Origin of the sequence: Vibrio sp. S12_S33, from assembly GCF_963889785.1 — a bacterium.
Lineage (GTDB): Bacteria > Pseudomonadota > Gammaproteobacteria > Enterobacterales > Vibrionaceae > Vibrio > Vibrio aestuarianus.
In genome coordinates, this window is sequence record NZ_CAWPQZ010000072.1 from 1 (window position 1) to 9,284 (window position 9,284).

The window sequence follows — 9,284 nt, forward strand, 5'->3', positions numbered from 1 at the left end:
TACGGGCCGCAGGAAATAGTCATATGCAAATGTCAGATCACTACGCGCCTGCTAGGGCGCTGCCAGTAGGAAAGCCTTATAGGCGCATATGAAAAACCACCGGCTATGCCGGTGGATACTTTTTTTTTTACATATTTGAACATTAATAAAAACTTCTACTCACTAATACGATTTTCATCAAAAACGATCAATTGGTATTCACCACTGTCTATCAGTTGCTGTAACCCCTGAGAGAATATTTGGTTAAGGTGCTGGCTGCGTTTAATATTATGCTTCGAAAATAGAATGTACATCTCCTCTTCCATCAGAGTTTTACTATTAACTTGGATCTGAGCCGCTTCTTTGCTATTAAACAGTTTACCCAGCAAATAGTTTCCTCTGATCAAGCCTGTTGGATAAGCATCGATACGTTTCTTGGCTAATTTTATGAAATTAAGTTTTTCAGCGTTGACGATATTGGGCTTAATACCTAAATTGATAAGATGCTTTGTCGCTTGATAGTCTTGGGTTGCACCAATGGCATATTTTTTTAGATCTTCAGTGTTGTTCCAAGTAAAACCCACTTCTTTATGCGAGAAAAAGACAATTTTTTGAGTAAAAAATGGCACTGAGATAAGAAATTTATCTTGCCTTGAGTCACTTATCATCCAGGGAAAGCTACCATCATATTTGTCGTGAGCAGCAAGTCGTAGAGAGCGTGGCCAAGGGAAGTAATCCAATTCAACCTGATAACCTTGGCTTTCAAAGGCTTTGACCACTATTTGCTCTGCAATTTTCTCGTTGGGGTTGGCAGATGAACTGGTATAAGGTGCCCATTCACCAATCGCAAACTTTACTCTCATTTCTTGTGCGGCTAACGAGCAAGAGAGTAGCAGACAACTTAACATCCACGATATTGCTTTCATTTATCTCAACCTAAAGACGAACGACCCATCGCTCAGTCTAGTGGTATCGTTTGCTTTTAGCGCTCTTTTTAAAAAATATTTGTGATAGAAATCGAGTAAGTCGATTAGCGTCAATGCTAACCGACTTATTTTACTCAACTGGATGCAATTTTTGGTAGTGGCTGGTAGAGGCTTTCAGTTAAATCACTCAGCATTTGATCGTAGACATGCGAAATGCTCAATGATATTTCGGTGGTTATTTGATACATCCTATCAGGGCTAATATCAAAAGTGGGGTGGTTGTGTAATTCACCTAAGCAGTGCAGGGCCGATGAACAGCTGGGTGAAGCAATTGTCAGTGGGCTAATTAATGCCAACTGATTCATCTTACGCCTTACTACATCGTTGTAGTGTTGTAGGCGCATTCTACCATCCTGACTTTGCATATCATCAATACAAATACGCAGTTGAGTGAGTGCGTCCATCGCATCGATGACTTGTTGCCAGTTGATGTGGTATTCATCACTTAAGTCCTCGCGGCTTGACTCAACTAACCACGCCAAAATGACTTCATCCATTAAGAACATACAGTGGCGAATCGTTTTACCATGCATCATCTGATTACGATCGACACTGCATTCTGGCCATTCATTCATCAATGCTTTTAGCTTGAGTTGTAGTACACGGTACATTGGCTTGTTGTCAAAATGTGCTGTGGTAATCAGTTGGTTACTTTTTTGAAATAGTTGGTCCTGTATTTCAGTTAATTCGGTGTCTCGTCGACGGTTTGATAGCAATGCATGGTGCGTAATGCTGCGGTGCTGACGGCTAAGAAGCAGCAATTGGCGCAGATTGATCAGTAATTCATATTTCCGCTGTAAGGTTGATTCACGCTGTTTAGATAAATAAAACATGAACCATAATATACCGATAGAGACGAGCATAGAGATAAAAACAAACATAACCAACTCCTTGTTAATGTTATACCAATAAGGAGGTAGCAGACTTAATGCCAATTATTAATTTATTATTATTCAGATGTTTATGATTTATTGAGGCCAATTAATGCATCAAAATAGTGCATTTTGAATTAAAAGTATGAGGAAGATTGTTATTGATGGTCAGGTGATATAAAAAATCCCCAATACATCTCTGCATTGGGGACTTTGTTATTTGGCGAGCGATTACATTACGCGCATACCAGGTTGAGCGCCTTCATGTGGCTCTAAAATCCACAAGTCACTACCACCAGGGCCAGCGGCTAAGATCATGCCTTCCGACATGCCAAACTTCATTTTACGAGGTTTGAGGTTAGCGACCATCACGGTCAGTTTACCTTTTAACTCTTCTGGTTTATAAGCCGACTTAATACCAGAGAATACCTGACGCGTTTCGCCACCGATATCCAATTGGAATTTCAGTAGTTTGTCCGCTTTTGGCACTGCTTCACACGAGATAATACGAGCAATACGCATATCAACCGCTGCAAATGCATCAAACTCAATTTCATCTGCAATTGGATCTTTGTCCAGTTCCGTTTGGCTCGCTTTCTCGTTTTCCGCTTCTGCTTTTTCTTTTGCTGCGGCTTCCGCTGCTGCATCTTCTTTAGAGGCTTCAATCATGGCTTCAATGTGCTTAGGATCAATGCGATTAAATAACGCTTTGAATGGTGTTAGGCTATGACTTGTGAGTGGATCTTGTACGCCATCCCACGTAAGCTCTTGATTCAAGAAAGCTTCGGTACGTGCAGCCAGTGCAGGCATAACTGGTTTCAAGTACGTCATCAATACACGGAATAGATTAATACCCACCGAGCAGATATCTTGCAATTCTTGATCTTTACCTTCTTGTTTTGCCACAACCCAAGGTGCTTTTTCATCAACGTATTGGTTTGCTTTGTCAGCGAGTGCGGTAATTTCACGAATCGCACGACTGAATTCACGTGTTTCATAAAGTTCAGCAATACGCTCGGCAGCGGCGGAAAATTCAGCGTACAGCTCTGGCTCAGCGAAGGTATCAGAAAGCTTGCCTTCAAAACGCTTGGTGATGAAACCAGCGTTACGAGAAGCAAGGTTGACAATCTTGTTAACCACATCAGCATTGACGCGTTGTGTGAAGTCTTCAAGGTTTAAGTCAAGGTCATCGATACGGCTGTTAAGTTTTGCCGCATAGTAGTAGCGTAAGCATTCAGGGTTTAGATGATTAAGGTAAGTGCTTGCTTTGACAAATGTACCTTTAGACTTAGACATTTTCGCGCCATTGACAGTCACGTAACCGTGCACGAATACATTGTTTGGTTTGCGGAAACCGCTGCCGTCAAGCATGGCAGGCCAGAATAGGCTGTGGAAATAGACAATGTCTTTACCAATGAAGTGGTATAGCTCTGTTTTACTGTCTTTATTCCAGTACTCGTCAAAGTCTAAGTCATCGCGTTTGTTACATAGGTTTTTGAATGAGCCCATGTAGCCAATCGGTGCGTCTAGCCACACATAAAAGAATTTGTTCTTTTCGCCTGGAATTTCAAAGCCAAAGTATGGCGCATCGCGTGAAATATCCCACTGTTGGAGGCCTCCCTCAAACCATTCTTGCATTTTGTTTGCAGTTTCGGTTTGTAGTGAACCAGAACAAGTCCATTCTTTAAGCATGCTTTCAAACTGAGGCAAGTCAAAGAAAAAGTGTTCAGAGTCCTTCATTATCGGAGTTGCACCAGAAACGGCAGATTTCGGGTTAATCAGTTCAGTAGGGCTGTATGTTTCGCCACAATTGTCACAGTTGTCACCGTATTGGTCTTCAGACTTACATTTTGGGCAAGTACCTTTGACAAAGCGATCCGGTAGGAACATCTCTTTTTCTGGGTCAAATAACTGAGAAATAGTGCGGCTAGAAATAAAACCATTTTTCTTCAGTTCAAGATAGATATGTGAAGCCAACTTGCGGTTTTCTTCGCTGTGCGTACTGTGGTAGTTATCAAAACTGATATCAAAGCCCGCAAAGTCTTTTTGGTGCTCTTCGCTTACCGCGGCAATCATTTCTTCTGGCGTGATACCCATCTGTTGCGCTTTAAGCATTATTGGCGTGCCGTGAGCATCGTCAGCACAGATGAAGTTTACAGTGTTGCCGCGTAAGCGTTGGTAACGAACCCAAATGTCGGCTTGGATATGCTCAAGCATATGACCAAGGTGGATCGAACCGTTAGCGTACGGAAGGGCACAAGTTACCAGCAGTTTCCTTGAAGAAACGTTTCTTGGATCAGTCGCCATACTTAATATTCGCTTTTATTGATAGATATTAGAAATTGTGACTAATACTACCTTATGAAGCGAATGACTCCAAGGCGTGCGCTTAAGGAATCCCGCAACTTTTTTAGGGTTCTGTCAGACAGGGGAGAGTGATAGCATGAGCAAAAAAGGAGAGCTTATGCATCAGTTCACGTCTAAACAAGATTTTTGCGATTGGTTGAACCAATTTGAACATCCTTATCTGATTTCTGGTTGGGCAAATCAGCCTAATTTAGTTTCCATTTCTGCTGCGGGTATTTTTAACATTCAACTACCTTTTGCGGCGAGTGAATTGGTTCAATCGTTATCTCAGTGGATCACAGCAAAACAGCAAGCCAAAGAAGTAGTGGAATTTAGTTTTGATGTGCTTATCGCACCGAAAGCCTTGCAAACGAAAGTTGCCCACGGTGTAAACGGGGTAAAGAATATTATCGCAGTGACATCAGCAAAAGGTGGGGTTGGGAAATCAACGACCGCAGTTAATTTGGCATTAGCAATTGCTCACTCTGGCGCTAAAGTCGGTTTGTTAGATGCCGATATTTATGGCCCATCAGTGCCGATGATGCTTGGTAAGCAAGATGCTAAACCAGAAGTGCGAGACAATAAGTGGATGCAGCCGATCCTTGCGCATAGCATTTATACTCACTCAATTGGTTATCTGGTTGATAAAGCCGAAGCGGCAATTTGGCGAGGGCCAATGGCTTCAAAAGCGCTAGCACAATTACTCAATGAAACCGAGTGGCCGGAATTGGATTACCTCGTGATTGATATGCCGCCGGGCACGGGGGATATTCAATTAACGCTTTCTCAGCAAATTCCTGTAACAGGGGCGGTGATCGTGACGACACCACAAGACCTTGCGCTTGCGGATGCACGTAAGGGAGCGGCGATGTTTGAAAAAGTGGATGTGCCGGTGGTTGGATTAGTTGAAAACATGAGCTACCACATTTGCAGTCACTGTGGTGAGAAAGAGCATATCTTTGGAATGGGAGGTGCGCAGCAACTCGCCAATGAGTATGGTTTAGCTTTGCTAGCGAAGATCCCTTTACACATCACTGTTCGTGAAGATATTGACCAAGGTAAACCTACGGTAGTTGCAAGACCAGAAAGCGAGCACGCTGAGCACTACTTGGCGTTAGCTGATCATGTCTGTTCTCGTTTGTATTGGCAAGGAAAAGTCAAACCTGATGCAATTAGTTTTACATTGGTTGAATAGTCCGTTAAGCACCACGTAGCGACGAAAACGTTTGCTTGGTGCTTTGTTAATCCATTCGAATAAAACCCGCTTTAAAGTCTAAGCATTGACTGGCATCACATCGGTTAAGTCCCTATAATCGGGCAGTTTATCTATTTTCATCACCAAACCACATCGGGTGCAAAAATAATGTCTGATAATAATCAATGCGTCATCGTAGGTATTGCTGGCGCTTCAGCTTCTGGAAAAAGCCTTATAGCAAGCACGATATATAATGAACTTCGTGCCAAAGTGGGCGACCACCAAATTGGTGTGATTACGGAAGATTGCTATTACAACGACCAAAGCCATCTCAGCATGGAAGAGCGTGTAAAGACAAACTACGACCACCCGAGTGCACTTGATCACGACCTTCTTTGCCAACATTTAGAAAAATTGACTCGCGGCGAAGCGGTTGAAGTGCCAGAATACAGCTATACTGAGCATACTCGTACTGATAAAACGACAACGCTTACCCCGAAAAAAGTGATTATCTTAGAAGGTATCTTGCTTCTTACTGATCCTCGCTTGCGTGATTTAATGCATGCAACGGTATTTATGGATACACCACTGGATATCTGTTTATTACGCCGTGTTAAGCGTGATGTTGAAGAACGAGGTCGAACTATGGAGTCTGTTTTAAAGCAGTACCAAAAAACGGTTCGTCCGATGTTTATGCAATTTATTGAACCGTCAAAACAGTACGCTGACATTATTGTTCCACGCGGTGGTAAAAACCGTATTGCCATTGATGTATTGAAAGCCCACATTGCTAAGTTGTTGAAATCTTAACGTTAGTGGTCTTTATTTTTAAGCAGACAAGTGGCACGTTATGTGCCACTTTCTGTATCTAAACATAAGCAAGGAAAAAGCTGATGAAAAAATTGTTTATTTTCATTGCCATCATTATTGGCGTGTTAATCTCGGCCGTGCTCGCACTTGTCCTTTTGGTTAACCCTAACCAATTTAAACCATTGATCGTGGAGCAAACTAAAAAACAAACTGGCTTAGACTTAGTGATAGAAGGGAATATTGACTGGAGTTTCTTCCCTTCCATCGGCTTCGAACTGGGCAGAACCGAGCTGAGAAATCCGCAAGGTTTTACTGCTGCAAACTTGTTTAAAGTGGAGCAAGTTGGTATTGATATATCTGTTATGCCTTTGCTTGATAAGCAGTTAGAAATTGGCAATATCAGCTTAAATGGGGCGGAGTTTCACCTCGAAACCCTCAAAGATGGTCGCTCAAATCTAGATAGTTTGACTCAGCCAGCAGCCTCTCAAACGACTCAAGTTTCATCAGATGAAAAGCCTTCGCCAAATGCACAGAATAGCGATAATTCTGCAAGTCCGGCCCAAGAGTGGAGCATTAACCTTGCAGGTGTTAGTGTAGAAAATGCGTTACTTGAAATACAAGATCGTAAAGCGGGTACGCATACAAAACTCTATGATGTGGCTCTCAATCTTTCTGAGTTTGCGGCTGATAAATGGACCTCAATGACTTTTGCTGCCAAAGGCAAAAATAACCAACAAAATTTTGCCGCAACAGGCCGATCAGAGTTTAAATTGGGTGCTGGTTTTAAAGAATATGCATTAAAGAATATCGTTCTTGATACGAGTTTTAGTGACCCATCAAACCAAATTGATGCTGCAAAAGTCGAATTAGCGACTTTTGAGTTTGATAAGGTAAATGACCTTTTATTTAGCGTGAAAGGCAAAGCCGCTGATCTAGCGTTAGATGCGCAAGGGAGCGCCCAACTTACCGTTGATAAAGCCATCAGCTTGGTGAAAGTTGATAAGTTAACGCTGGATGCCAATCTAGAAGGGGCGAGTTTACCGCAAAACCCGATGAAGGTCGGGCTGAGCTCGGATATCAGTTTTGATATCACAAAAGGCTACCTCAATGTGCTGTTAAATAAACTTACAGCCAATGCCTTGAGCTTTGATGGTGATGCTAATGTTACTTTAGCCGACATTCCTAAAATTCGTTTTAATCTCCACAGCCCAAATATCGATCTTGATGAGTTTTTGGGTTCAACAACTGCCGAGCCTGCGAGTAAGCCAGTAAGTGGAACCACTCAGTCGGCTGCACCGACTACCGATAAGGTGGCAACGGCTACTGCTGCCCCTGAGGTTGAACCAGATCTAAGCGCATTAAAAACATTGGATGTAAAAGGTGTGGTGGTGATTGATAAGTTCAAGGCAAGCAATGCTCACCTACAAAATGTCAAAACCAATTTTAGTGTTAACCGCGGTGTTGCCGATTTGGTGTCATTTACATCTGATTTGTACCAAGGCTCTATCCAAGCGACGGCTCGTTTAGATGCAACTAAAACTCCGGCTACCTACAGTGTGAAAAAAAACATAAAGGGTGTGAAAGTCCTGCCACTATTAAAAGATGTCGCGAATAACGAAATGTTAGAAGGGACGGGAAATTTTGATGTGGATGTCAAAGGCCAAAGCTTGACACCGACGGGCATTAAAAAGAACCTTGTCGGTACGGTAAAGATTAATTTTGCAGATGGGGCAGTCAATGGCATCAATATCGCGCACTTGATTCGTAGCAATTACGCCAAAATCAAAGGTAAAAAAGTAGAAAGTGATGCTGTGCAAAAAACAGACTTTAGCACTATGACTGCGACATTGACACTGAATAAAGGTGAGGTTTCTACCAATAACCTAGCGATGCAATCACCGTTGCTAAGAATTCGCGGTGAAGGTAAAGCAAATTATCTTGATGAAACGGTAGATTTCTTAGTCAGTACTTCGATTGTTGGTTCACTCGAAGGTCAAGGTGGCCAAGATATCGATGAACTTCGCGATGTAACCATTCCTATCAATGTATCAGGAAAATGGGCTGATCCTAAATTTAAGCTAGTGTTTGATGACGTGCTTAAGCAAAAAGCGCAAAAAGAGATCGATCGTGGTTTAGAAAAATTAGGCGTCGAGATCAAAGATGAGAAAACCAAAAAAGCCGTGGATAGCTTATTGAAAGGGTTGTTTAACTAATTCTCGAATAGGTATCTTTATAGCCTCCTCAGATGAGGAGGCTATCTTCGTTCTACCAATCCACACCTTTTAAGGCTTTTACCCCAGACTCAAAAGCATGTTTTACGTTTTTAACTTCTGAGACTGTATCAGCCATTTCAATTAAGGTGCGATGTGCTCCACGACCAGTAATGACAACGGACTGCATTTTAGGACGTTGCTCTAATGCGCTGACCACTTCATCTAAATCAATGTACCCATAACTCACCATGTAAGTCAGTTCGTCAAATAGCACCACATCAATCGACTCATCTTTGAGCATGCGTTTGCACTCTTGCCATACCGACTGCGCAGCTTGTGTATCAGCTTCTTTATTCTGTGTTTCCCAAGTAAAACCGGTGGCCATAACTTGAAATTCGACCCCCAGTTTTTCTAATAAATTACGCTCACCATTGGCCCATGTTCCTTTAATAAATTGTGCTACCGAGCATTTCATCCCATGTCCAACTGCACGAGCAATGGTGCCAAAGCCGGAAGTTGATTTACCTTTACCATTACCCGTAATAATTAACAGCAAGCCTTTTTCTTGCTGGGCTGCGGCAATTTTTGCATCGACTTGTTCTTTTACTTTCTGCTGCCGCGCCTTGTGGCGTTCATTTTTAATCTCTTCGGTAGACATGCCCAATCCTGTTCATTAATAGTATTGTCGCTATCATATCTCAACTACTCGTCAGCAAAAACCATCGGAATGACAAGGAATAAAAAAGCCAGAGCAGTGCTCTAATGCCGATCAGTTAAGACTTTAATCGGCAGATCAGTTGAATGATCCTACCTTTATGTAAAAATCCGATAGACATTGTTTATCGGATTTTTTTATGCACGTTTCTCAAGCCCTCGATATCAT

General features: G+C 42.3%; 7 protein-coding genes. 3 read left to right on the forward strand and 4 right to left on the reverse strand.

Annotated features, from left to right (window positions below):
- Positions 1 to 155: 155 nt before the first annotated feature.
- The 3 genes from AACW06_RS18260 to metG all read right to left on the reverse strand — a co-directional run bounded on the left by AACW06_RS18260 (position 156) and on the right by metG (position 4,144).
- The gene (locus AACW06_RS18260) at positions 156 to 905 is read right to left on the reverse strand and encodes a substrate-binding periplasmic protein (protein WP_192076169.1); all 750 of its coding nucleotides are present in this window, start codon (positions 903 to 905) and stop codon (positions 156 to 158) included.
- Between the two features lie 134 nt (positions 906 to 1,039).
- On the reverse strand, positions 1,040 to 1,846 hold the full coding sequence (locus AACW06_RS18265) for a hypothetical protein (RefSeq protein WP_192076170.1): 807 nt from the start codon (positions 1,844 to 1,846) through the stop codon (positions 1,040 to 1,042).
- Between the two features lie 222 nt (positions 1,847 to 2,068).
- Positions 2,069 to 4,144, reverse strand: coding sequence for a methionine--tRNA ligase (gene metG, locus AACW06_RS18270; RefSeq protein ID WP_192076171.1), 2,076 nt, complete (start codon positions 4,142 to 4,144; stop codon positions 2,069 to 2,071).
- A gap of 157 nt (positions 4,145 to 4,301) precedes the next feature.
- Between metG and apbC the strand changes: the two genes are divergently transcribed.
- The 3 genes from apbC (at position 4,302) to AACW06_RS18285 (ending at position 8,401) form a co-directional block, all read left to right on the forward strand.
- Positions 4,302 to 5,378, forward strand: a complete 1,077-nt coding sequence (apbC, locus tag AACW06_RS18275; RefSeq protein ID WP_192076172.1) for an iron-sulfur cluster carrier protein ApbC — start codon at positions 4,302 to 4,304, stop codon at positions 5,376 to 5,378.
- Positions 5,379 to 5,546: 168 nt separating this feature from the next.
- Positions 5,547 to 6,188: a uridine kinase gene (gene udk / locus AACW06_RS18280; protein ID WP_053310194.1), complete on the forward strand. Its 642-nt coding sequence runs from the start codon at positions 5,547 to 5,549 to the stop codon at positions 6,186 to 6,188.
- Between the two features lie 83 nt (positions 6,189 to 6,271).
- Entirely contained in the window at positions 6,272 to 8,401 is a 2,130-nt protein-coding gene (locus tag AACW06_RS18285; RefSeq protein WP_192076173.1) for an AsmA family protein, read from the forward strand.
- A 52-nt stretch (positions 8,402 to 8,453) separates the two neighbouring features.
- On the opposite strand, the gene cobO is transcribed toward AACW06_RS18285, so the two are convergent.
- Positions 8,454 to 9,059 carry a cob(I)yrinic acid a,c-diamide adenosyltransferase gene (gene cobO, locus AACW06_RS18290; RefSeq protein ID WP_172531917.1) on the reverse strand — a complete coding sequence of 202 codons (606 nt, stop codon included), beginning with the start codon at positions 9,057 to 9,059 and terminating at the stop codon, positions 8,454 to 8,456.
- Positions 9,060 to 9,284 lie beyond the last annotated feature (225 nt).